The sequence below is a fragment of the Serratia sp. BNK-10 genome (assembly GCF_047456065.1).
GTDB classification, from domain to species: Bacteria; Pseudomonadota; Gammaproteobacteria; order Enterobacterales; family Enterobacteriaceae; genus Serratia; species Serratia ureilytica.
Genome location: NZ_CP179894.1, coordinates 2,222,738 through 2,246,501, shown reverse-complemented (window position 1 = coordinate 2,246,501; position 23,764 = coordinate 2,222,738). Strand labels below are relative to the sequence as shown.

The window sequence follows — 23,764 nt, the reverse complement described above, 5'->3', positions numbered from 1 at the left end:
TCATTAGCCCTTGGAGGATCTATGCGTGATACTGTTTTTGTGTCTGTCGTACTGCCCGTTTATAATGAAAGCGACCGTATTGAGGCGGTTTTACTTTCGCTGTTCAATCAGCACACCAAGAATGAATTAATCACCCACGACACTTACGAACTGATTGTCGTTGATAACAACTCCACCGATGATTCCGTCGCTAAAATAAACGCGTTTAGTGAAAGGCATCCGGCTATGGCCATTCATGTTATCGCCGAAACGGTGCAGGGTGTCTCCTCGGCCAGAAAACGCGGCATGGACTATGCGTCGCTGCGTTCTAAAGCCCGCGACAGCCGGCTGGGAAATAAACGCAAGCACTATATCGTTTCCGCCGATGCCGATTGCACCGTGGATGCATTTTGGCTTTACGAGCTGGTGAATACCATGATCGAGCAACAAGGCGACCTGGGCACCTGCAACTATTACTACCCTCCCGCAGAGTTTGAGCACCGCCCCAACCTGTTCCGCGAGATCCAAAAAACGCTGCGTCTGCGCGAATTTTCGTTCTCCCTGTTCGGCGGCTTCCCCGACGGCAAAGGGTTCGGGGTGGAGCGCAGCCTGTATGACGCGGTAGGCGGCATCGAAATCTTCTACCAGCTCAACCATGGCCGCTTTGTCGAACACCTGTCCGACGACTGGGACTTCGGCATTAAGGTCATCGCCTACGGCGGCAAGCCGGTTTACGCTCGCCATGCTTACGTTGAGATCAACAGCCGCCGGGTGGACACCATTCTCGATGAGGTGATCAACGGCATCGCCTACGGCAAGGACGGCATCATTATCATGAAGGACGTCCGGCCGGACGTTGAGCGACAGAAAACCGCGCTGGCGGACGCCACGCCGGCGGAGGCGAAACTGGCCTGGGACTACTCGGTCAAGGACTACACGCCAAAGAATATCTTACTGCCGGTGCTGCTCAATCCGTATCTGCTGTTGGAAAACAGCGAAGTGCGCGATTTCTTCTCCGGCCCGCTGGCCGACAGCCTCTACCGCCGCATTCACGAGCTGAAACACGAGATGCGCCTCATCGATTTCAAACCGATCCATGCCTATAAAACCCCCGCCTATCGGCTCTACCTCGAATTTCGCGATGCGCTGTTTGCCGCCATGCGGCGCTCCGTCGGTGACGATATCGGCTTCCCGCCCGCATTGCCGGCCTGCTTCGATACGGTCAAAGACGAGGATTTCACCCGCTTTGTTTATTACTTCTGTGAAGACCGCGAGTCCGGCGAAGCCCACAACTATTTCGGCAACGGAGGGGTATTCTGATGAACGACGAAGCCTTGCACTCATTGCTGGATATCGATGAAAACTATCCCACGCCGCGGGTGAACGCGTTCCTGGCGCAACCGGAAAACCGGGCCTTTCTGGAGTACGTCCATAAGGATCCGTTCGGCTGTCACGTGTTCCCCGGCGATCTCGTCGACTACCCGCTGGCCGCGTTTTTTGCCGATATGGAGGCCGACATTCGCCAGGCGGGCAAAATCCACCTCTGGGCCTATATCCCGACCTGCCGCTATCGCTGCCATTTTTGTCAGTACCCCACGGTGATCCTCAATCCCAAGGCGCCCGCCTCTCAGGCGGTATTCCGCGATTTGGTCGATTTCAACATCAAGGAGGCGCAAATGTGGCTGGCGCGCGTGCCCAGCCTGGCCGAAGTGGAAATCGGTGAATTCAACGTCTTTGGCGGCACGCCGTCCTTGCTGCCGGAGCCGGAACTGCGCCGCATGATGGCCTTCTACTTCAGCCACTTTAACTTCACCAACGCCACCCTGCGCTTCGAAGGGGAGCCCGGCACCCTGAACAAAGCCTATCTGGCACTGCTGAAAGAGCTCGGCTTCAGCAAAATCAGTTTCGGCACCCAATCCTTCAATGACGACATCATCACCGCCTGCGGGCGCATGCACTCGGCCGAAGAGTGCGTGGAGACCATTCATCATGCGCGCGCGCTCGGCATTGATTGGGTCAGCGTGGATCTCATTTACGGCATGCTGGGCCAAAGCGTGGACGACGTGAAATACGACATGGAAAAAACCCTCGAGCTGAATCTGTCGCACGTCGTCTGCACCAAGCTGCACATGGATGAGTTTATTAAAAATCGCACCGGCGTCTCGGGCGAGCGCGAAAGCCTGTGGCAGAAAAAGGGGCTGATCAGCATCAACAACCTGCGCTTCCCTGGCCTGGGCAAACAGTACCAAATGCGCGAGCTGGTCGAGAACTACCTGAATGGCGGCTATACCGAACACCCCACCATGTACTTTCACCGCAATGATCAACAGCCGGAAAAGTGGAAAGCGCTCATCACCGATCTCGACAAGCAGTATCCGGAAGTGGCGATCGGTTTGGGCGGCAGCTCCAAATCGACGCGATCCGAAGCCATCAACATCACCGGTTACAAGAAGTACAAGGAGGCGCTCAACCAAGACCGCCTGCCCATCGAGGAAAGCCGCGGTTTCTCCCCGATCCAGCGTGAAGTGAACGCCTTCAAAATGGCGCTCTCCACCTTGCTGCCGGTGGACGATCGGGTGTTTAAACGGCGCTTTGACGGCAACAGCCTGTTTGCTAACCCGGTCATCCGCCGCACATTGAAAACCCTGGTGGATAAAGCGCTGGTCACTGTCGATGGCCCGTGCGTGACGCTCACGCCCATCGGCGTCACGCTGGTCGAAGCCATTATCAATACCCAATTTTCCGCCGCATTCGCCAATCAGGAGTGAAAGATGACGACGACAGTCTCCGATCCCAAACCGGTATTCAGCTTTTATTACATCGGCATCGATACCGAAGCCGGCGTCACGCCACAACAGTTTGAAACCTTCGTGCGCGAACAAGGCGTGCATATCCCCTGTTATCCCGGCTGGCGCTGGACGTTGCTGCGCGGCCTGCGCGGCGAACGCGTCGGGCAATACCTGATGCTGTACGAGATTAACAGCGCCGAGCAGCGCGATCGTTACGTCACCGCCACCGGGCAGCGAACGGCGCACGCGCACGAATTCTGGCGGCGGCATGCCGCCGCGCAGGAAATCCTCGCCGAGTGGCGAAAACTGGGCACCTACAGCCTGCTGCCGACGCTGTTCAGCGATTATCGCCTGCTGGCTGAGAACAGAAAAAGCGACGTGCCGCCCGGCCCGCGCTACCGGGAACGGCCGGGCGAACCGCCCGAGGCGCGCATTATCGGCATCCACAATCTGGCGCTGCGCGAAGGCGTGACCCCGGCGCAATTCGAACGCTTTATCGCCGAAAATCACCATCGCATTGAGGATTATCCGGGCTGGAAGTTTCACTTGCTGAAGGGAGAGCGCGGCAATCGGCTCGATCAGTACGCGGTGATGATGGAAATCGTCAGCCTGGCGGCGCTGGACGTGTTCTATCCGGAGCCCGATATCGCCACCGCCGAAGCGGCAACCTTCGCCAAAGCGCATCGCGACACCAAGCAAATGTATGAAGAGTGGAAGCAACTGGCGTCATTTTCCGGTTCACCGCAGATTTATACCGATTATCTGTCCGTCGCACAGAGCCGATCGTCATGATGCTGCCTTGGCTAACCGGCGAGGCCGCTGAGAATCATCGCCGGCAAATCGCCACCCGAGCGATCTTCTTCCTCGCCGGGTTGGGCATGGCCGCCTGGGCGCCGTTGATCCCTTTCGTGAAAGCGCGATTGGGCATCAATGACGGCGCGCTCGGTTTGCTGCTGTTTTGCCTCGCCGCCGGCTCCATGGCGATCATGCCCTTCGCCGGGTATCTGATCGCCAAACTGGGGTGCCGCGCCGTGTTGCTGGGCGCTGGCGCCTTGCTGTGCATCGACTTGCCGCTGTTGGCGTTACTCGATGCTCCGCTGTTGATGGGGGCGGCATTGGGGGTATTTGGCGCCGTCAACGGCATCATGGATGTGGCGATGAACTCACAGGCGATAATCGTCGAGCGGGAGAGCGGCCAGGCGAAAATGTCCGGCTTTCATGGCTTCTACAGCCTTGGCGGCATTGCCGGCGCCGGCGGCGTCAGTCTGTTGCTGCTGGCGGGCCTCGCCCCGGCCCAGGCCATCGGCCTGATCGCCCTCCTCATCGCGATCCTGCTGCTGATCGTCGCCGGCGATTTACTGGCGCACGGCGGCATCGGCGAGCGGCGACGGGGCGGCGCGCGGTGGGCGCTGGCCCACGGCAAGATCCTGTTTATCGCCCTGCTCTGTTTCTTCGTGTTCCTGACCGAGGGGGCGATGCTCGACTGGTCGGCATTATTCCTGCATGCCGAGCGCGGCGTGGCCAAATCGCAGGCGGGGATCGGGTTCACGCTGTACGCCGTCGCCGTGGCCTGCGGGCGGCTGTATGGCGACAGGCTGATCGGCGCAATCGGGCGCTACCGCACTCTGTTGCTCGGCAGCCTGTGCGCCGCGGCGGGCGTGCTGTTGACCGTCACCGCCCCTCTGGCATCGGCCGCCTTTGGCGGGTTGATGCTCGCCGGCCTGGGCATCGCCAACATCGTTCCCATTCTGTTCAACGCCGTCGGCAATCAAAAACAGGTGCCGCCTGGCCAGGCGTTTCCGGCCGTGACGCTGGTCGGCTATCTCGGCTTATTAACCGGCCCGGCGCTGATCGGTTTTATCGCCAATTACACCAGCCTGGCCCTGGCGTTCGGCTGCACGTTGCTGTGCCTGTTGCTTGTCAGCATCAGCGCCAAAGCCGTGACGAACACATCTCACTAACTTAACTTGCGAGGATCGTTTAATGCATGCATCAACCACGCCGGTTTTCTCCCTGCACTACGTGGGAATCAACCTGAAACGGGGCGTCGCCTCGGATCGTTTCGAAGCGTTCGTTCGCCATAAAGGCGTCGCCATCCCGGCCTATCCCGGCTGGCGATGGACGCTGCTGCGCGGCCTGCGCGGCGAGCGTGAAAATCAGTACCTGATGGTGTATCAGGCTAAAGACGCCGCCACCTACGCGCGCTATATCGACGGCAACGGCGAGCTGACCGACGAGGCGCACGCCTTTTGGCGGCAGCGTCCGGAGGCCGCCGCGCTGATTGAGGAGTGGAAAACCTTCGCGACCTTCGCCGAACTGCCGACCCTTTACACCTGTTACCATCTGGTGGCCGAGAATAGCCGCAGTTCATTGCCGCCCGGCCCCAATTACCGCAGCGAACCAGGGAAGGAAAGCATTCAGCGTGTCATCGGCATTCATAACCTGGCGCTTAAAGCGGGCGTCTCGCCCGAGCGGTTTGAACGGTTCATTACCGACAACATCCACCGCGTGGAAGACTACCCGGGCTGGAAGTTTCACCTGCTGAAGGGCCAGAGCGGCAACCGGCTGGACCAATACGCGGTGATGCTGATCATTGAAAGTCTGGCGTCGCTCAACGCGTTCCATCCGGAGCTCGACGTCTCAACCGAGCAAGCGCTCAGGTTCGTGGCCGAGCATCAGGACACCGAACGCATGTACGACGAGTGGAAAACACTGGCGTCGTTCTCCGGCGCGCCACAAATCTACACGGATTACCTGGCGATTGGCGGCAACGAGAATGACGCCCATCCGGCGTAAACCGCGCGGCGGCGTTGAGCGCCGCCGCTTTCACGGCCGCCGTTCGCCGAACGGCGCCAGCTTCATGCCGATAAGCGTCACCACGCAGATGAGCGCCCCGGCGTAGAAGGTGGAGGCGGAACCGAACAGCTCCCACAGGGTTCCGGCCCCCAGACTCGCCAGCAGCAGCGCCACGCCGCTGATCAGATTGAACATGCCGAACGCGGTGCCGCGCAGGTGCGCCGGCGCGGTATGTGCCACCATCGCCGCCAATAGCCCCTGGGTCATGCCCATGTGCACGCCCCACAGCGCGACGCCAAAAAGCACCCCGCCCCAATGATCGCTCAGCGCCAATACCAGGTCGGCGGCGATCAGCACCAGCAACCCGGCTTTCAGCAATCCTTCATGGCTCATGCGGTCGGACAGTTTTCCGAACGGATAGGCCGAGCAGGCGTAGACCAGATTCATGGCGACCATCACCAGCGGGATCAGCGCCAGCGGCGTGCCACCCTGCTGCGCCTTCAACACCAGGAATGCTTCACTGAAGCGCGCCAGCGTGAAGATCGCGCCGATGCTCACCACCCACCAATAGCTGCGCCCCAGCAGCCGCAGGTTGGCGCGAGTGATCGGGTTGGTGCGCTTGTGGGTTATCGTGGCGGCCGGCTCTTTCAGGCCGAAAAACAGCAGCGCAATCGCCAGCGCCGCCGGGATCGCCGCCACCCAGAAGATGGCGCGAAAATCGTTGTGCCACAGCAGCATCAGACCGACGGCCAGCAGCGGCCCTAAAAAGGCGCCGACGGTATCCAGCGACTGGCGCAGCCCGAAAGCCGCGCCGCGAATTTCCGGCGGCGTCACGTCGGCCACCAGGGCATCACGCGGCGCCCCGCGAATGCCTTTGCCCACGCGATCCAGCAGGCGCGCGCTCATCACCATGCCGGACGACGACGCGATGGCGAAAAACGGTTTGCTGATGGCGCCCAACCCATAGCCCAGCAGCGCCAGCCCTTTACGTTTGCCGAGGTAATCACTGATCACGCCGGAGAACACCTTGACGATCAACGCCGTCGCCTCCGCCAGCCCTTCGATCAGCCCGATGACAATCACGCTGGCGCCGAGCGTCGTCGCCATAAACAGCGGCAACAGGCTATGGATCATTTCCGAGGAAACGTCCATCAGCAGGCTCACGCCACCCAATACCCACACGCCGCGCGGTATGCGGCCCAACGTAGCGAAACGCGACGACATGGTTCATCCTCGATCGATTCAGCGCCGCCAGAGGCGCCTCATGATTTTTCCAAGATTGGTTAGTTGATTTTGTTCGTTCACAGATCTGCAGCCTTTAGAGATAGTGCAACGACCGTGTGACACCCATAATAATGAAGGTAATTAACATAATGATATATAGCAAAAAGATGATAGTGATTGCGGCGCTGCTGAGTTTTTCCGCCGCCGCCGCACCGGGCGTGGATCTCGTCGCCAACGAAACGCCGATCCACACGGTGAAGAGCGCCGAAGCCGTGGCCAAAATCCCCGCCGGCTTCCGGTTCGTGGAACCCGGCACGCTGACGGTCGCCATTTCCCTGCTGGGCAGCGGCCCGCCGTTCGGCCTGTACGCCCGCGACAATAAAACGGTGATCGGCAGCGAGGCGGACATCGCGCGCCTGGTGGCCGACGGTTTGGGGTTGAAACTCAGGCTGGTGCCCACGTCGTGGGAAGACTGGCCGCTGGGGGTGGCCTCCGGCAAATATGACGCCGCGGTTTACAACATCACCGTGACCAACGAACGCAAAACCAAATTCGATTTCGCCACCTATCGGCAGGATACGCTGGGCTTCTACGTCAAGTCCGACAGTAAAATCACCCAGATCAAAACGGCGCCGGATATCGCCGGTAAAAAGATCATCGTCGATTCCGGCACCAATCAGGAAGCGGTGCTGCTGGCCTGGGACAAGGAAAACCGCGCCAAGGGATTAGCGCCGCTGCAGCCGGTGTACGTCACCGATAAGGCCGCCTCCACGCTGGCCATTCAGTCGGGCCGCGCCGACGCCACCTTCGGGCCCAACGTCTCCGGCGCTTATCAGGCGCGGCTGACCGGTAAAACCCGGCTGGTGGGCATCGTGCCCGGCGGCTGGCCGAAGACCGCCAACATCGCCGTCACGCTGAAGAAAGGCAACGGCCTGGTGGACGCGGTGCAGGCTTCGCTCAACAGCGCCATCGCCAACGGCAGTTATCTGCAGGTGTTGGATCGCTGGGCGGAGAGCGACGAGAAGATTGCCCATTCCGAGATTAACCCGCCGGGACTGGGGGATTGAGAGAGCAACAAACAGGCCCCGCGCAGCGGGGCCTTATCGCCCGTCAATCGAGAAGCTTCATTCCTCTGCCGCTCTTCGCCTCCCCAGCTTGCGGTACAGCGTGCTGCGCGAAACGCCGAGCGCCTTCGCCGCCCGACTGAGATTGCCGCCCGCCCTGTCGATCGCCGCCTGCAGATCCTCGCCGCCGGCGTCGGCGCATGCCTGGCGCGGCGACAGTACCGCGATCGACTGCGGCAGATCGTCCAGGGTGATCACCGCGCGATCGTCCGCCAGCGCCAGCAGCACCTTGAGCGTACTTAACAATTGCCGCACGTTGCCGGGCCACGGATAGCGCGCCAGCATCGCCAGCGCCTCCGGCAACAGGCGAATGTCGCGCCGTTCGCCGCCCAGCTCCCGCCACAGCTGCAGAATGAAGGTCTCCAATTGCGCCCGCTCTCTGAGCGGCGGGATGCGCAGGCTGTATTCCTGTATGCGATACAATAAATCTTCGCGAAACGCCCCCGTTTGCACCTGCCGATGCAGATCGTGGTGCGTCGCGCAAACCAGCGCGAAATCGACCGCATAGGCGCTGCGGCTGCCGAGCGGCGTGACCGTTTTCTCCTGCAACACCCGCAGCAGGCGCGTTTGCAGGCCCGCCGGCATGTCGCCGATTTCATCGAGGAACAGCACGCCGCCGTCCGCCTCGCGGATCTTGCCGATATAGCCTTTGGGGTTGGCGCCGGTAAACGCCCCCGGCGCATAGCCGAACAGTTCGGACTCGATCAGCGGTTCCGGCAGCGCCGCGCAGTTGATCGCCACGAAGTTGCCGTTGCGCCAGCGACTTTCCTGAAACAGGCGGCGGCTGAAGTGCTCCTTGCCGCAGCCGGTTTCGCCGGTCACGCACAGAGAAAGGCCGGCGTTGAGAATACGCAACGCTTTCTGATGCTGCTCGTCGTGCCGTTCCGCCGGCGGCGTCGAACGCAGAGCGCTAACGCGGCGTTGGGGCGCCTCGAGCAGCGAATAATAGTGCCGTTGATTGCCGGCCAGCGTCTGGCGTGGCGCGCCGGAGGGTTGCCGCAACAGATCGGGGAACAGCTGAGCGAATTCAAGCGAGCCGAATGCGGCCGGCGAGAGTTGGAACTCGACCATCGCCAGCCGATTGGCGGCGATCAGCACTTCGTCGTGAAACACCATCAGCAGTTCCTGCGCGCTGCCCAGGCGGCCAGCGTCGGCGTGCAGGCGCAGCGTCCAGTGACGATCGGCGATCGCGCTTCTGACCCAGCGGTGTTCGATATGGCGCACCGCCTGCATGATCAGACGCTGCGCATCAGGATACGGGCGCTGGGCCGGGGCAGAGAGATCCAGTATGCCGGCAATATGGCCATCCGGCCGGTAGATCGGCGCGGCGGTGCAGTTCAATCCGGCGTTTTGGTTGAGAAAATGCTGATCGCCGCGCACTTCGCAGAAAGCGCCCAGCGCCAGCGCAGTGCCGATGGCGTTGGTGCCCCGCTCCGCTTCTCCCCACTGGTTGCCCGGCGCCAGCGCAAAGCGCGACGCCTTGTGCAGAAAATCGTGATTGCCACGGGTTTCCAACACCAGCCCGTCGGCGTCGGCGATCACCACGATGGCCGGTTGACGCGTAATTTGCGCGCCCAACTGTTCGATCAGCGGCTGTACCCGTTGCGGCACCCAGTCGTTGCGGCTGCGCAGTTCTTCGAGCAGACCGGCTTTGATAAACGGGATATGTTGATCGGCGCGCGTCAGGCCGTAACTGCGGCTGCGCTGCCAGGATTCCGCCAGCGGGTGGGTCAGCAAACTGGCGCTCTCAGTGAGCAAGCGGTCGTCAGGCAACATGCGTTTCTCCCCCGGCTGCAAGTGTTGCAAATATGTATCATAGATGTGTATCAGGCGTTGCGACACGGAACACAAAAAATCATCGGCGGCAGCGGCACCGCTCGATTGGCTTACCCACATCAGTGCTTAACGTTTTAATAAATAGCCATTTTTTAAATAACGCTACGTCCGTCGCTAATCTGGCACGGGGCGTGCTTCTCTGTGCTGCGGCGACAGGCCGCACTCACAGGCGCAGCGCAATAGCGCCGGTTATCATCTGCAGAGAGGTGCTTCACATGAAATATGTTCACCCCGGTTTGCCTGGCTCGCTGGTTTCGTTCCGTCAACGCTATGGCAACTACATTGGCGGCAAATTTGTCGAACCGGTATCCGGCAACTACTTCACCAACACCTCGCCGGTGACCGGCCAGCCGATCGCCGAATTCCCGCGTTCCGACGCCAAAGACATCGAGCTGGCGCTTGACGCGGCGCATGCGGCGGCGGACGCCTGGGGTAAAACCAGCGTGCAGGAACGCGCCAATGTGCTGTTGGCCATCGCCGATCGCATCGAGTCGCGGCTGGAGATGCTGGCGCTGACCGAAACCTGGGACAACGGCAAACCGATCCGCGAAACCCTGAATGCCGATCTGCCGCTGGCGGTCGACCATTTCCGCTACTTCGCCGGCTGCCTGCGCGCGCAGGAAGGCACCGCGGCGGAGATCGACCAAAATACCGTGGCCTACCATATCTATGAACCGCTGGGCGTGGTCGGCCAGATTATCCCGTGGAACTTCCCGCTGCTGATGGCCGCCTGGAAACTGGCGCCGGCGCTGGCCGGCGGTAACTGCGTGGTGCTGAAACCGGCGGAACAGACGCCGCTCGGCATCAGCGTGCTGATGGAAGAGATCGGCGATCTGCTGCCGCCGGGGGTGCTCAACGTGGTGCAAGGTTTCGGCGCCGAGGCCGGCGAAGCGCTGGCGCGCAGCAAACGCATCGAAAAAATCGCCTTCACCGGCTCCACGCCGGTCGGCCGCCACATTCTCGCCTGTGCGGCGGAGAACATCATCCCCAGCACCGTCGAGCTGGGCGGCAAATCGCCGAACATTTATTTTGAAGACATCATGCAGGCGGAGCCGGCGTTTATCGACAAGGCGGTTGAGGGGTTGGTGCTGGGCTTTTTCAACCAGGGAGAGGTTTGCACCTGCCCTTCACGCGCGCTGATCCAGGAGTCCATCTACCCGCAGTTCATGGAGAAAGTGCTGGCGCGTATCGCCACCATCCGCCAGGGCGATCCCTTCGACACCGAGACCATGATCGGCGCCCAGGCGTCAAAACAGCAGTACGACAAGATCCTGTCCTACATCGACATCGCTAAAAACGAGGGCGGCAAAATCGTTGCGGGCGGCGAGCCCGCTCAGCGCGGCGACGAAGTGCAAAACGGTTTCTACCTGCAGCCGACGCTGATCACCGGCGACAACAGCATGCGTTTCTTCCGCGAGGAGATCTTCGGGCCGGTGATTGGCGTCACCACCTTCAAGGATGAGGCCGAAGCCCTGGCGCTGGCCAACGACACCGAGTTCGGGCTGGGCGCCGGGCTGTGGACCCGCGACATCAACCGCGCCTACCGCATGGGACGCGCGATCAAGGCCGGCCGCGTATGGACCAACTGCTACCACCTGTACCCGGCGCACGCCGCGTTCGGCGGCTACAAAAACTCCGGCATCGGGCGCGAGACCCACAAGGCGGCGCTGTCGCACTATCAGCAGGTGAAAAACCTGCTGGTCAGCTACGACGCCAAACCGCTGGGCCTATTCTGAAGCCGGCGTAATGAGATAACAAGAAGGCCACCCGCAGGTGGCCTTCTTTTTTCGCGTGGCCTACTTCGCCATGCCGAGATCGATCACCATGCGGCCGCGAATGGTGCCCGCCTTCATCTCCTCGAAGATGGCGTTGATATCGCCCAATGGCCGTTTGGTCACTTTCGGCGTCACTTTGCCTTCGGCGGCGAACTGGAACGCCTCTTTCAGATCTTCGCGCGTGCCCACCAGCGAACCCACCACCTGAATGCCGTCCAGCACCAGGCGCGGAATGCTCAGATCCATACTCTCCGGCGGCAGCCCCACGGCCACCACTTTACCGCCGGCGCGCACCGCATTGACCGCAGAGTTGAAGGCGGCTTTCGCCACCGCCGTCACCACCGCCGCGTGAGCGCCGCCGGTTTGCTGCTGAATGATCTCCTCCGCGTTTTGCGTTTTGGAGTTGATAGTCAGATCGGCGCCGATCTGTTTGGCGAACTCCAGCTGGCCATCATTGACGTCGATGGCGATCACTTTGGCGTTAAACACGTTCTTGGCGTACTGCAACGCCAGGTTGCCCAGCCCGCCCAGGCCATAGATGGCGATCCACTGCCCCGGCTTGATATCGGAAATCTTCACCGCCTTGTAGGTGGTGACGCCGGCGCAGGTGATGCTGCTGGCGGCGAAAGAATCGAGCCCGTCCGGCACTTTCACCGCGTAGTCCGCCACCACGATGCACTCTTCCGCCATGCCGCCGTCAACGCTGTAGCCGGCGTTTTTCACCGAGCGGCACAGGGTCTCGTTGCCGCTGACGCAGTATTCGCAGTGGCCGCAACCCTGGTAAAACCAGGCGACGCTGGCGCGGTCACCCACTTTTAACGAGGTGACGCCCTCACCGACGGCGGAGACCACGCCGATGCCCTCATGCCCCAACGTAATGCCCGGCACCTCGCCGAAATCGCCGTTTTTCACGTGCAAATCGGTGTGGCACACCCCGCAACACTCCATTTTCAACGCCGCTTCGCCGTGCTTCAGCGGGCGCAGCACTTTATCCTGAATGTCTACAGTATGGTTTTTCGTCACTACGGCAGCTTTCATGGTGTTTTCCTTAGCAGTGTGGGAAGTACAGTTGTTAATGTAGTGACTGTATTCGGCGAGGGCAAGCGCCGCGTGTTTTGTGTAAAAACAAATAATTAAATATGAATCAGTCTGATTATTTCATAAAAAACCATTAACAGACGGCGCGATCGCCTTGAGCTTGGCAGCCGTGAACGATCGCGCCTCTCTGGCTTGATTTACCCCTTGAAGCGATTAACAGGGATTTTGAGGTAGTGCCGCCCATCATCTTCGCAATCAGGCAGAACGCCGCCGCGAATGTTGACCTGCAGCGCCATCAGCATCAATTCCGGATGCGGCAACGTGGCGTCTCGCTGCTTTCTTTGCGCGATAAATTGGGCTTTATCCATGTTGGCCACCCAGGGGTTGTTCTCGCGCTGCTCTCGCACGGTGCTTTCCCAGCGGGCCTCACGCCCCGCCGGGCGATAATCGTGGCCGGTAAACAGGCGGGTATCCGCTGGCAGGCTCAAGATCCGCTGCAGCGAATCCCACAGGGCTTCCGCATTTCCGCCGGGGAAATCGGCCCTTGCGGTGCCGCTGTCAGGCATGAAAAACGTATCGTGAATAAACGCCGCATCGGCAATGTGATACGTGACGGAAGCCAGGGTGTGGCCAGGAGACAGCAAGACTTCAGCGCGCAGGTTGCCGATAAAAAAGACGTCCCCATCCGCAAACAGCGCATCCCACACGGTCTCGGCGGGAGGCAGTTCCTTCAAATTATAGATGTCTTGCCACAGCCCCTGCACGGCGGTGATTTTTTCGCCTATGCCGCTGAGGGCGCCGGTTTTCTGCGCCAGCCAGGTTGCGGCAGAAAAATGGTCGGCATGCGGGTGCGTATCCAGCACCCAGGCCACGCCCCATCCTTGCTGCCGGATAAAGCTCAAAATGGTGTGCGCCTGCTGATGCGATACCGTGCCCGATCGGCGGTCAAAATCCAGTACCGGGTCGATGATGGCGCAGCGACGCGCCTCGGGATCGGCGACGACATACTGCAGGCTGCCGCTTTCCGGCTCATAAAATGCGTGCACTTGCGCATGAGACTGAACGGACTGATGCCGGCGATACCAGCTGAGCGCCTTATCGGCATCCGCGCCATATTCTTCGCATTGGCTGCGGAATCGCGCTTCATCGATCCGCCCTTCGCGCAGCGCATGCAGCAGAGCAAGGCAGGCTGAGCGCGCCCCGCTCCGGCAGTGCGCCAGGGTCTTCTTGCCCCGCCGCAACAGGTAATGGAAGGTATAAACGGTCTCCCAGGTCAGCGTGTCGAACGTGTAAGGAAGATAGACGTAGTCTATGCCCATGCCTTCAGCCAGCGTTTTCTCTTGCTGATGGGATAGATGCTCCCCCGGTTCTTCATCTGGCCGGTTGTTGACGATAAGCCGGTAGCCTTGTTGATGCAGGGTAGCGAAATCACTCGCTGCGGGCGCCCCCGAAAAGGAGAGCTGATGATGGTATGTACGGATGCGCATATTTTTTCCTTCTGTCTTATAAGCTTTTAAAAAGCATATAAAGGGCCAGCACCAAGAGCATGGCGGCGTAGAGCACACGGATAATGTCCTCGCGTTTCTTCAGGCGTTCGGTGAGCGCAACCCCCACGACGCCCCCCAGAACACCGCCGACGATCAGCCAGCACGTAATGACGAGCGACACCTTGCCGGACAAGGCATAGCTTGCGCTCGTCGATAAACCCATGGCAGAAACCACCACCAGCGAGGTGGCCACCGCTTCAAGCAGCGAAAAGCGGAAAAACCAGAGCAGCGCCGGCACCACTAAAAATCCGCCGCCGATACCCAGAAAGCCGGCCACCGCGCCGAGCGCCAACACGCTGGGCCACACGATGGCGGGATGAAAGGTTGCATCCGGGGAAGCCAACCCGTTGCCGCCCCGGTGATTTTTTTTCAGCGTTAATCCGGCGACAATCAGCATCAGCAAAGCGAAAGGCAGGGTTAGATAGCGCCCGTCCGTGATTTTTCCCATCTGTGAACCTGCCAGCGTCCCGGCCACCGCGACCAGCGACACGACAATGCCGGTTCGCCACCGGACGTTTCCTTTGGCGGCGTGCGCAAAAAGGTTGAGCAGCGCACTGACGGCGACGGCCATGGCGCTGGTGCCTATCACCAAATGCGTATCCGGGATTTGCACCATATACAGCAGCAGCGGCACACAAACGATGGAGCCGCCTCCGCCTGTCAGGGCCAAGAGAAATCCGACTATTCCTCCGGTTATCACCAATAACATCAGGGTATAAAAAGTAAAATGGAAAAAATCCAATGCGTTAATTCCTGAACGGTGTTTGTGGCATTTATTAACGATCAGTTCGCATTGATTGTCAAATAACTTATTACATTTGGCTATTACATATAGCTAAATCGAATATGTGATTTTCAATATAACCATAAGTTCTATGAATTCCCTTTTAATCTGGGCATTAACCCCCTACTTTCTTATGAAAGGAGGCCTGCATGAAACCGGAAAAAATAAACACCCAGAAAAAAGTTGTTGTTATTGGCGGTGGTTCATCTGGAATAAGCGTCGTGGCAAGCATAAGGAAGCGAGTTAAAGGCATTGATATAACGGTAATTGAACCTGGCGACTGTCATTATTATCAACCGGCATGGACCCTGGCGGGCGGCGGGCTCTTTGATATCAATAAAACGCGGCGTTCCATGCGCGCCGTCATCCCCCCAGGAACCGCATGGATTCAGGATAGCGCGGTCAGAGTGGAGCCCGGCCAAAAATATGTCGAGACTCGCCAAGGGCAGAAAATAAACTACGACTTCCTTATTGTTGCCTGCGGCCTCGTTTTACGTTGGGATAAAATAGAGGGTCTTGAAGAAACGTTGGGAATGAATGGCGTCACCTCTAATTATCGTTTTGATCTTGCGGAATACACCTGGAAACTGGTTCGTGAAATGCAAGGCGGCGAGGCGATATTTTCTCAACCACCAATTCCGATAAAATGCGCCGGCGCGCCGCAAAAAGCCTTATACCTTTCATGCGATCACTGGCAGCGACAAGGTGTCCTTAATAATATTAACGTCAATTTTTGCCTGGCGGGCGCGGCGGTATTCGGCGTGCCGCAATTTGTTCCTCCGCTGACCGATTACTTGAAAAAATACCGCGCACAGGTCAACTTCCGGCATAATTTAGTTCGCGTTGATGGGCAGCGTCGGCAAGCGACCTTTTCTCTGGACGGTGATGAAGAAGGCAAACGCGAAGTGACACTGCCCTTCGATATGCTGCACGTAGTGCCGCCGCAATCTGCGCCGGCGTTCATTTCGCAAAGTGGGTTGTCTGACGAGTCAGGTTGGTGCGACGTGGATAAATTCACCCTACGGCATAAGCAGTGGCAGACGATTTTTGCGGTTGGCGACTGTTGCGCCACGCCAAATGCCAAAACCCTGGCGGCGGCTCGCAAACAGGTGGTGGTGGTGGCAGAGAACATCGCGGCGCAGCTTAACGGCGCTCCTGATGCGGCACGGTATGATGGTTATGGCTCCTGCCCATTGACGGTAGAGAAAGGCAAGGTTGTTCTGGCGGAGTTTGGTTACGACAGTAAATTGCTCCCCACCTTTCCTCTGTTCGATAACACGCATCCCAGCCGTATGGCATGGTGGCTGAAGGCCTGGTTTTTACCCAAATTTTACTGGGCGGGCATGTTGCGCGGGGTCGAATGGTTTGCCAAAAGCAAGCCATAGCGACCGTCATCGTTATCCGCGCCTCGCGGCTTCCGCAGGCGCTTGACTATTTGGCGATACACAGCCACCATCGCTTGCGAGCCATCAGGCTGATTGCAAACCGTCACCACTAACCGGTCGATCAACGATGAAAAATGCCCCCGCCGTTACGATTCACTACTGTTCACAATGCAATTGGTTGCTGCGCGCTGGCTGGATGGCGCAAGAGCTGCTCAATACCTTCGGCGACGATCTCGCCTCCGTCACCCTGATGCCGGGCACCGGCGGGGTATATCAAATCAGCGTCGATGGCGTGATGATTTGGGATCGCAAAATTGACGGCGGCTTCCCCGATGCGGCGCAGTTAAAGCAGCGGCTGCGCGATCACAGCTTTCCCGAGCGTTCCCTCGGCCACAGCGACGGCAAAAAAGCCCGGCACTGAACGGCGTCAGCCCGCCGCCGGCGGCCGCGCGCCGAGAATGCGCGGCATCACTTCTTTCATCATTTCCATGAACTTGCGCAGGCGAGCCGGGTAATAGCTGGCGTAGGGATACAGCAGGTAGATAGGCAGCGGCGCGGCGCGCCAGGCCGGCAACACGGTTTGCAGCGCCCCGTCGGCCACATCGTCCCGCACCAGCCAGGAGGAGACAATCGCGACGCCCAGCCCCTCCAGCGCCGCCTTGCGTACCGCGTACAGGCTGTCGGTGCTCAACCTCGGCGTGATATCGAACCGCCCCTGCTCGCCGCGCTCAACATGGGTCAGCACCACTTCATTGCGATAAAAACTGTTCAACGCCAGCCACGGCAACCGCGCCAAATCGTCAAGACAGCGAACCGGCTCTCGGCTCTTCAGCAGCGCCGGCGACGCTACCGTGCTGCGCGGCACCTCCGCCAGCAATACCGCCACGACCGACGGATCGGTCACAGCACCGACGTGAATGGCGCAATCCACGCCTTCGGGAATAAAGTCCGGAGAATGATCGTTCAGCGTCCACTCAACGTAAGTTTGCGGGTAGCGCCGCAAGTACTCGCCCAACGGACCGATCAGCTGATCCTGGCCGAAAGCGTGCGGCGCCCGCACGCGCAACACCCCGACCGGTTCGTCGCGCGCGCCGCCCAGCCCTTCTTCCAGGCTTTGCCATTGCTCGATCAGCCCCCGCGCCTGGCGGTAACAGCGCTCGCCGTCGTCGGTCAGTTTGAGGGCGTGAGTCGTCCGCTGGATCAGTTTGGCGCCCAGCAGCTGCTCCAACGCCTGCAGACGCCGACTGATCGTCGGTTGTGAGGTGCCCAGCTGCTGCGCCGCCGCCGACAGGCTGCCGCTTTCGACGATGCGCACCAGCGTATGCAGCAAAGTTATGCGGTCGCCGTTGGGTAAATTAATTTTATTCATACGTTAAGTGTATAACAGTTTTACCTGCGAGGGGGCTACAGCGGAATGAAGCAAGCGGTAAAAATGGCCGCACATTCACTTTGCAGGGATCTTTGCCATGAGCACCACCGCCACCAACGGCGCCCCGTCCGCCAACGTCGTGTTTCTGCTGGCCGCCGGCGCCGGCCTCAGCGTCGCTTCAATCTATTACAGCCAGCCCATGCTCGGCATGATGGGCGCCGATTTCCACGCCGGCGTCGCCGATGCCGGCATGGTGCCGACGCTGACCCAGTTGGGTTATGCGTTGGGCATTTTACTGTTGGCGCCGCTGGGCGACCGGTACGATCGCCGGCGGATCATTCTGATCAAAGGCACGCTGCTGACGCTGACGCTGCTGCTTTGCGCGTTTGCCGCCTCATTCCCGCTGTTGTTGCTCAGCAGCCTGGCGATAGGCCTGACCGCCACCGTCGCCCAGGACATTATCCCCGCCGCCGCCACGCTGGCGCCGGAGGCCAGCCGCGGCAAAACCGTCGGCGCGGTGATGACCGGGCTATTGGCCGGTATTCTGCTGTCGCGCGTGTTCAGCGGCGCGCTCGCCGAGTTCGCCGGCTGGCGCAGCGTTTACGCGCTGGCGGCGCTGGGCGTTTTGCCGATCACGCTGGCTATCTGGCGCATGTTGCCGCGTCTTCGCCCCCATAACGCGCTGAGTTACCCCGCGCTGCTGCGCTCGCTGGGGCATCTGTGGGCCGCGTATCCCGAGCTGCAGCGTGCAACGCTGGCGCAAGGCTTTCTGTCATTGGGCTTCAGCGCTTTCTGGTCAACGCTGGCGTTGATGCTGGCGGAGCGCTACCAGATCGGCAGCACGGCGGCCGGCGCGTTTGGTCTGGCGGGGGCGGCGGGGGCGCTGGCGGCGCCGTTGGCGGGAAGCCTGGCCGATCGGCACGGCCCTGACGCCGTGACCCGCATCGGCGCGGCACTGGTCCTGGCCGCCTTCGCCCTGATGTTTCTGCTTCCGCTGTTGCCGCTCCCGGCGCAGCTGGCGCTCATTGCGCTGAGCACCGTCGGATTTGATCTGGGCATCCAGGCGACGCTGATCGCACACCAGACCATCGTCTACGGTCTTGATCCGGCGGCCCGCAGCCGCTTGAACGCCCTCTTGTTCACCGGCGTATTCATCGGCATGGCGACCGGCGCCGCCCTCGGCAGCCGCATTCTGGCAAGCGCGGGCTGGCCGGGCGTCGTGGCGCTGGCAACCGCGGCGGGGGCCGTGGCGCTGTGGATCCGCTGCGGGCGCAAAACGGCACGCGTAGCGGCCTGATATCGCCCTCTACTGGCGCAAGCGGTTGATTTCACCCAGGCCTCTTGCGCTATACTGAGCGCCCTTTTTGCTACGCATTCAAAACAATTTTATGATGGAACGCTTGCTAGAAAACGCGATGTACGCCTCCCGCTGGCTGCTCGCGCCGGTTTATTTCGGCCTTTCACTGGCCCTGGTCGCCCTGTCTATCAAATTTTTTCAGGAGATCCTGCACGTCCTGCCCAACATTTTCTCCGTCGCTGAAGCCGATCTGATCCTGACCCTGCTGTCGTTGGTCGACATGGCGCTGGTCGGCGGGCTGCTGGTGATGGTGATGTTCTCCGGGTACGAAAATTTCGTCTCGCAGTTGGATATCACCGAAGGAAAAGAAAAGCTGAGCTGGCTGGGCAAAATGGACGCCACCTCGCTGAAAAACAAAGTCGCCGCGTCTATCGTCGCCATCTCGTCCATCCATCTGCTGCGGGTGTTTATGGACGCCAAGAACGTGCCAGACAACAAGCTGATGTGGTATGTGATCATCCACCTCACCTTCGTGCTCTCCGCCTTCGTGATGGGTTATTTGGACAAGGTGACCCGCTCCAAGCACTAAACGCGCCGCCACGCCCGATCGTCAGGATCGGGTGTCTTCCCCTCCTTCGCTGTTTCCCAACCGTCGCCGCCGTCATGTCTTTCATCTGGCACATCTGATGATAATTTTATTATAATGTCATTACACTCATTATGGACCGAACGCCGGCCATCGCGCCGGATTCGCCGCAGACAGGATCACGCTCCCCCATGCCATTACATGGTCACCCCCTGCAATTCCACGATATTCAGGCGATTCTGCCTCATCGCTATCCCTGTCTGTTGGTCGATCGCGTGCTGCCCGCCGGCACCTGCATCGCCGAAGGGCGGCTGAGCGCCATCAAGAACATCACCGCCAATGAGCCGACGTTCTGGAGCGGCCATGCGCGCTTCGCCGGTTTTCCTGGCGTGCTGTTGGTGGAAGCGCTGGCGCAAAGCACCGGTCTGCTGGCGCATTACTATCTCGGGGCGCTGAACGAAGGGGAACATTACTACTTCGCTTCCATTCAGCGGGCGCGGTTTTATCGCGCCGCCCGTCCCGGCGACCAGGTGTTGATGGAGGTCGCCTTTGTACGCCGGCGCGGCGCGATCGCCCGCTTCACCGGCCGTGCCAGCATCGATGGCCGGCGCATTTGCACCGCCGATTTCATGTGCGCCCGTAAGTAAACAGGCCGCTTGCCAAAGGAGCCCTGCGAATACCATGTCTCTGGTTGACAGCTTACTCAGAACCCTCGATTTCTCCCCGCGTGGCCAGGTGATCGCTCGCGAAGCCGACGCCTGGGGCGAAATCATCGTTTCCGATCACAAGGACTACCGCACGCTGCGGTTTGACGGCATCTGCGAGCAAAGCAAGATGAGCCTCAGCAACCCCGCGCAGCCGATCCACAACTACATCAAAGCGATGCTGATGGCGGTGGCCTGGCAGCCGCCGACGTCGGCGTTGATCCTGGGGTTAGGCGGCGGCAGCCTGCTGCGTGCGCTGCACGCGCTCGATCCGGCTATGCGCCTGGAGGTCGTCGAGCTGCGCGCCGCGGTAATCGCCGTCGCGCGCCGCTATTTTACGCTGCCGGCCACCGACACCATCAGCCTGCGCACCGCCGACGCCATGGACTTCGTGCGCCCGCCCGCCGAAACGCGTTACGATCTGATTTTCTCCGATCTTTATTCGGCGTTCGCCATGGATCCGCAGCAAGGCACCCAGACATTCCTGGAGAACTGCGCCGCGCGGCTGAATGACGGGGGCTGGCTGGTGCTGAATTACCACGATCTGCCCGACGAAAACAGCCTGCTGTACCACAGCCTGCACCGGATATTCGCCACCGTGCTGTTTTGCGTCGCCCCCAGCGGCAACGTGATCATTTATGCTACGCCGGCCCAGGTGTCGCTGCCGCTCAGCACGCTGCGCACGCTGGCCGCCGGCAGCGGCGAGCTGTTCAACTGCGAACTCGGCTACCTGTCACGCAAGATAGAGCGGCTGCATTTCCGCTAAAGACGAGCGGCGGCGCGGTCTGGCTGGCCGCTTCGCTCACATGGTATTATCATTCAGTCATCATTCTCTGGAGGATCCTGATGGAAAAGAAAACGGCGCGGCTAACGGTGCTGATTGACCCGGACAAAAAGAAAGCCCTGGAAGAGCTGTGCCTGCAGCAGGACGTCACCCCTTCCCAGGTGGTGCGCCAGCTGATACGCGATTATCTGCACAAGCATCAGGTGGATTATCCCAGCCAGCCGACCCACGCCAATCCTCGCGTCGAGAGCAATTGAGGCGGCCCGCCCCACAAACCGTGAAGCGCGCTTTGCCCCCCTGCGCGCGTCCCTAATCCGAATCCTCCACGGCGGTCTGTCCATCCTGCGCTATCGCTGCTACTGTTTTATCCGTTCATTATTCTCTCTTGGGAAAGGAAACGCGCCATGTTCAGCCATATTACCGTCGGCGTCAGCGATCTGGACGCCGCCGCCGCGTTCTACGACGCCATTTTGTTGCCATTGGGTTTACAACGGCGGGAAGTGACGCCGGACGGCGGCCCCGCCGCCCGCTGCTGGGTGATGCCGGGCCAAACGCTGCCGCGGTTTTATGCCTACCAACCCTTCGACAGACAGCCCGCCAGCGCCGGCAACGGCAGCATGCTGGCCTTTCTCGCCGCCGACGAGCTGGCGGTTAAACGCGCCTACGCCGCCGGCCTGCTGGCGGGTGGCAGCAGTGAAGGCGAACCCGGCGAGCGCGCGCACTATGGCAAAGGCTATTTCGGTGCTTACCTGCGCGATCCCGACGGCAACAAGGTCCATGTGGTTTACCGCGGAGATCTCGCCTGATGAAATGCTCGGTTTACATCGCCACCAGCGTAGACGGATTCATTGCCGGCCCGGACGGCGACATCGATTGGCTGCTGCGGCCCGAGTACGCGGTGTCGTTGCTCAATGGCCTGAGTTTTGAAGCGTTTATCGCCGACATCGACGCGCTGGTGATGGGCCGCCATACCTATGAAAAAGTCCGCGCCTTTCCCGAATGGCCCTATGGAGAACTGCCGGTGGTGGTACTGTCGACGCAATCCGCACCGCAGAGCGCAGAGCCTGTCCGCTGGATGAGCGGCGAACCGGCCAGCGTCGTGGCGCGGTTGGCCGAGGCCGGCTGCCGTCACCTGTATATCGACGGCGGCCAGACCGTGCAGCGTTTCCTGCAGGCCGGATTGATCGACGAATTGACGATTACGCGCGTGCCGCTGCTGCTGGGCGGCGGCATTCCCTTGTTCGGCGCCGATGCCCCTGAGCAGCGCCTGCGTCTGCTCGCCGTCACCCAGTCGGACAACGGTTTCGTGCAAGAACGCTACGCCGTTCAGCGCGCGTCATAACGCAGCGCCAGTCGGCGGCCGCCGAAGGCGATAAGCAATGCCGCCAACGCCAGCAACGCCGCCGCGCCGTAGGTGACGCGCATGCCGTAAGCCGCGGCCGCAGCGGCGCCCGCCACCCGCTGCGAGGCCAGATAAAACAGCGCCCCCATCGCCGACGCGCCGGTGATCGCCCCCAGATTGCGCGCCAGATTGACCATGCCGGCGATCAACCCGCGTCGTTCTGGAAACAGATCCTTCATCAGCACCGTGTTATTGGCCACCTGAAACAGCGCATAACCGGCGGTCAACAGCGCGATCGGCGCGACATAGCCGAGTACGCCCCAGCGGCCCAGCAGCGACAGCAATCCCGCCCCGGCGGCCACTGCCGCCAGCCCAAGCTGGGCGATGCGTTGCGATCCAAAGCGATCCACCAGATAACCCGCCGGAATACCGGTCAGGATCGCCACCGCCGGCCCTGCCGACATCACCAGCCCCACCTGCGCGGTGCTTAACCCCAGCGCGCGCGCCAGATAAAACGGCCCGACCACCAGCGTGGCGGTCATCACCGTCATGACCAACGCGCTGGCCGCCAGCCCCGCCGTCAGGGCCGGATGGCGGAACATCGTCGGCGCCAACAGCGGCGACACGGCGCGGCGCTCCACGCGGATAAACAACCCTGCCGCCAACAGAGCGCCCAACATCAACGCCAGGTTAAGCGCGCCGAAATCACCGCGTCCCAGAGTCATCGCCAGCGAGTAGCACAGCAATGCGCCGCCCAGCAGCAGCGTGCCGGCGCGGTCGAACGGTTCAGGGCGCGTCGCCGCCCGCGCCCCATCCGGCAAGTATCGCCAGGCGAGCCAGAGCGCCAGCAGGCCCAGCGGCAGGTTGATCAGGAATATCGTTCGCCAGCCGAAGCCGGCGATCAGCGCGCCGCCCAACGACGGCCCCAGCGCGGTGCCCACGGCCGACATAGTGCCGAGCAGCCCCATCGCGCGGCCGATCTTTTCCGTGCCCAGCGCCTCGCCCGCCAGCGCCATGGTGATTGACATCATGACTGCGCCCCCCAGCCCCTGCGCCAGGCGCGCCGCCAGCAGCAGCCACAGCTGCGGAGCCAACGCACAAGCCAGCGAAGCGGCGGTAAACAGCGCGATGCCCGCCAGCAGCAGGCGGCGACGATTGAGGCTGTCGCCCAAGCGGCCGATGCCGATGATGCAGGTGGTGACGGCCAACAAATAGCAGAGCAGCACCCACTGCACTGCCTGGAACGAGGCATGGAATGCGGTGGCGAGCGCCGGCAGCCCGACGTTGGCGATGCTGATGCCGAGCGATGACAGCAGCATACACAGAGAAAGTGCGGCCAGTATGCCGCGGACGCCCTGCGGCGAAGGATGGGATAACATGATAAGCACTCCTGACATAGACTGAG

Annotated in this window: 23 protein-coding genes; 16 read left to right on the top strand and 7 right to left on the bottom strand. The window is 60.8% G+C overall.

Going from position 1 to position 23,764, the window contains the following annotated elements; genetic code table 11:
* The first annotated feature begins 21 nt into the window (after positions 1-21).
* From ACMGG9_RS11115 to ACMGG9_RS11095, 5 genes are read left to right on the top strand one after another with little or no spacing between them, the layout of a single operon-like run.
* Positions 22-1,299 (top strand): glycosyltransferase family 2 protein, encoded by a 1,278-nt coding sequence (locus tag ACMGG9_RS11115; protein ID WP_414162179.1) that lies wholly within the window; start codon positions 22-24, stop codon positions 1,297-1,299.
* Entirely contained in the window at positions 1,299-2,747 is a 1,449-nt protein-coding gene (locus tag ACMGG9_RS11110; RefSeq protein ID WP_033643048.1) for a radical SAM protein, read from the top strand. The genes ACMGG9_RS11115 and ACMGG9_RS11110 overlap by 1 nt, the downstream gene beginning before the upstream one ends.
* A 3-nt stretch (positions 2,748-2,750) precedes the next feature.
* A complete protein-coding gene (locus tag ACMGG9_RS11105) occupies positions 2,751-3,560 on the top strand; it encodes a hypothetical protein (protein ID WP_414162178.1) in 810 nt (269 codons plus the stop codon).
* Positions 3,557-4,729, top strand: a complete 1,173-nt coding sequence (locus ACMGG9_RS11100) for an MFS transporter (protein WP_414162177.1) — start codon at positions 3,557-3,559, stop codon at positions 4,727-4,729. Before ACMGG9_RS11105 ends, ACMGG9_RS11100 begins: the two co-directional genes overlap by 4 nt.
* A gap of 22 nt (positions 4,730-4,751) precedes the next feature.
* On the top strand, positions 4,752-5,564 hold the full coding sequence (locus ACMGG9_RS11095; protein ID WP_414162176.1) for a hypothetical protein: 813 nt from the start codon (positions 4,752-4,754) through the stop codon (positions 5,562-5,564).
* Positions 5,565-5,594: 30 nt separating this feature from the next.
* Here ACMGG9_RS11095 and ACMGG9_RS11090 read toward each other — a convergent pair whose 3' ends face one another.
* The gene (locus ACMGG9_RS11090) at positions 5,595-6,788 is read right to left on the bottom strand and encodes an MFS transporter (RefSeq protein WP_414162175.1); all 1,194 of its coding nucleotides are present in this window, start codon (positions 6,786-6,788) and stop codon (positions 5,595-5,597) included.
* Positions 6,789-6,937: 149 nt separating this feature from the next.
* Here ACMGG9_RS11090 and ACMGG9_RS11085 point away from each other — a divergent pair, with 149 nt between their 5' ends.
* Positions 6,938-7,855: an ABC transporter substrate-binding protein gene (locus ACMGG9_RS11085; protein WP_089191740.1), complete on the top strand. Its 918-nt coding sequence runs from the start codon at positions 6,938-6,940 to the stop codon at positions 7,853-7,855.
* A gap of 57 nt (positions 7,856-7,912) precedes the next feature.
* Here ACMGG9_RS11085 and ACMGG9_RS11080 read toward each other — a convergent pair whose 3' ends face one another.
* Positions 7,913-9,688, bottom strand: a complete 1,776-nt coding sequence (locus tag ACMGG9_RS11080) for a sigma-54-dependent Fis family transcriptional regulator (protein ID WP_414162174.1) — start codon at positions 9,686-9,688, stop codon at positions 7,913-7,915.
* A 275-nt stretch (positions 9,689-9,963) separates the two neighbouring features.
* Here ACMGG9_RS11080 and ACMGG9_RS11075 point away from each other — a divergent pair, with 275 nt between their 5' ends.
* Entirely contained in the window at positions 9,964-11,484 is a 1,521-nt protein-coding gene (locus tag ACMGG9_RS11075) for an aldehyde dehydrogenase family protein (RefSeq protein WP_033643043.1), read from the top strand.
* A gap of 60 nt (positions 11,485-11,544) precedes the next feature.
* Here ACMGG9_RS11075 and adhP read toward each other — a convergent pair whose 3' ends face one another.
* From adhP to ACMGG9_RS11060, 3 genes are all read right to left on the bottom strand, one after another.
* Positions 11,545-12,561 carry an alcohol dehydrogenase AdhP gene (gene adhP, locus ACMGG9_RS11070; protein ID WP_033643042.1) on the bottom strand — a complete coding sequence of 339 codons (1,017 nt, stop codon included), beginning with the start codon at positions 12,559-12,561 and terminating at the stop codon, positions 11,545-11,547.
* A gap of 197 nt (positions 12,562-12,758) precedes the next feature.
* Positions 12,759-14,048, bottom strand: coding sequence for a bifunctional sulfur transferase/dioxygenase Blh (gene blh / locus ACMGG9_RS11065; protein WP_033643041.1), 1,290 nt, complete (start codon positions 14,046-14,048; stop codon positions 12,759-12,761).
* A gap of 16 nt (positions 14,049-14,064) precedes the next feature.
* Positions 14,065-14,850 (bottom strand): sulfite exporter TauE/SafE family protein, encoded by a 786-nt coding sequence (locus tag ACMGG9_RS11060; protein WP_208060191.1) that lies wholly within the window; start codon positions 14,848-14,850, stop codon positions 14,065-14,067.
* Positions 14,851-15,041: 191 nt separating this feature from the next.
* On the opposite strand from ACMGG9_RS11060, the gene ACMGG9_RS11055 reads away from it, so the two are divergent.
* Together ACMGG9_RS11055 and ACMGG9_RS11050 are read left to right on the top strand one after the other, a co-directional pair.
* Positions 15,042-16,277: an FAD-dependent oxidoreductase gene (locus ACMGG9_RS11055; RefSeq protein WP_414162173.1), complete on the top strand. Its 1,236-nt coding sequence runs from the start codon at positions 15,042-15,044 to the stop codon at positions 16,275-16,277.
* Between the two features lie 127 nt (positions 16,278-16,404).
* The gene (locus tag ACMGG9_RS11050; RefSeq protein ID WP_025159743.1) at positions 16,405-16,698 is read left to right on the top strand and encodes a SelT/SelW/SelH family protein; all 294 of its coding nucleotides are present in this window, start codon (positions 16,405-16,407) and stop codon (positions 16,696-16,698) included.
* Between the two features lie 6 nt (positions 16,699-16,704).
* Here the strand turns inward: ACMGG9_RS11050 and ACMGG9_RS11045 are convergent, their stop codons facing one another.
* Positions 16,705-17,646, bottom strand: a complete 942-nt coding sequence (locus tag ACMGG9_RS11045; RefSeq protein ID WP_033650428.1) for a LysR family transcriptional regulator — start codon at positions 17,644-17,646, stop codon at positions 16,705-16,707.
* A 97-nt stretch (positions 17,647-17,743) separates the two neighbouring features.
* On the opposite strand from ACMGG9_RS11045, the gene ACMGG9_RS11040 reads away from it, so the two are divergent.
* From ACMGG9_RS11040 to ACMGG9_RS11010, 7 genes are all read left to right on the top strand, one after another.
* Entirely contained in the window at positions 17,744-18,943 is a 1,200-nt protein-coding gene (locus ACMGG9_RS11040; RefSeq protein ID WP_414162172.1) for an MFS transporter, read from the top strand.
* A gap of 94 nt (positions 18,944-19,037) precedes the next feature.
* A complete protein-coding gene (locus ACMGG9_RS11035; RefSeq protein WP_025302805.1) occupies positions 19,038-19,532 on the top strand; it encodes a TIGR00645 family protein in 495 nt (164 codons plus the stop codon).
* A 188-nt stretch (positions 19,533-19,720) separates the two neighbouring features.
* Entirely contained in the window at positions 19,721-20,176 is a 456-nt protein-coding gene (fabZ, locus tag ACMGG9_RS11030) for a 3-hydroxyacyl-ACP dehydratase FabZ (RefSeq protein ID WP_033643035.1), read from the top strand.
* A gap of 34 nt (positions 20,177-20,210) precedes the next feature.
* Complete coding sequence (locus ACMGG9_RS11025) at positions 20,211-20,999, top strand: spermidine synthase (RefSeq protein WP_047026131.1); 789 nt, start codon at positions 20,211-20,213, stop codon at positions 20,997-20,999.
* Between the two features lie 80 nt (positions 21,000-21,079).
* Positions 21,080-21,274, top strand: coding sequence for a ribbon-helix-helix protein, CopG family (locus ACMGG9_RS11020; protein WP_004928567.1), 195 nt, complete (start codon positions 21,080-21,082; stop codon positions 21,272-21,274).
* A gap of 147 nt (positions 21,275-21,421) precedes the next feature.
* Positions 21,422-21,823, top strand: coding sequence for a VOC family protein (locus ACMGG9_RS11015; RefSeq protein ID WP_015377846.1), 402 nt, complete (start codon positions 21,422-21,424; stop codon positions 21,821-21,823).
* Entirely contained in the window at positions 21,823-22,359 is a 537-nt protein-coding gene (locus ACMGG9_RS11010; RefSeq protein ID WP_170853049.1) for a dihydrofolate reductase family protein, read from the top strand. Before ACMGG9_RS11015 ends, ACMGG9_RS11010 begins: the two co-directional genes overlap by 1 nt.
* Here ACMGG9_RS11010 and ACMGG9_RS11005 read toward each other — a convergent pair.
* On the bottom strand, positions 22,344-23,738 hold the full coding sequence (locus ACMGG9_RS11005; RefSeq protein WP_414162171.1) for an MFS transporter: 1,395 nt from the start codon (positions 23,736-23,738) through the stop codon (positions 22,344-22,346). The two genes, ACMGG9_RS11010 and ACMGG9_RS11005, sit on opposite strands and share 16 nt — an antisense overlap.
* Positions 23,739-23,764: the final 26 nt, after the last annotated feature.